The 271-nt window shown below is 45.4% G+C and carries 1 protein-coding gene; it reads left to right on the top strand.

Annotated features, from left to right (window positions below; translation table 11 throughout):
* Positions 1 to 271: DEAD/DEAH box helicase family protein (locus tag SB660_RS20690; RefSeq protein WP_410584225.1), on the top strand; the 271-nt coding region annotated here is incomplete at both ends.

A 271-nucleotide genomic window follows, 5' to 3' on the forward strand; every position in this document is an offset into this window, starting at 1 on the left:
GCGCTTATTTTAACTCCAACCCGTGAGCTTGCGGTGCAAGTAAAGGAAGATATCACGAACATCGGACGATTTAAACGGATCAAAGCGACAGCCGTATTTGGAAAATCCTCCTTTGATAAACAAAAAGCTGAGCTTAAGCAAAAAAGCCACATTGTTGTCGGCACGCCGGGACGTGTTCTGGATCATATCGAAAAAGGCACGCTGCCGTTGGATCGTCTCTCTTATTTGGTCATTGATGAAGCGGATGAGATGCTGAATATGGGCTTCATTG

Origin of the sequence: Bacillus sp. SIMBA_005, from assembly GCF_046535585.1 — a bacterium.
Taxonomy (GTDB): domain Bacteria; phylum Bacillota; class Bacilli; order Bacillales; family Bacillaceae; genus Bacillus; species Bacillus pumilus.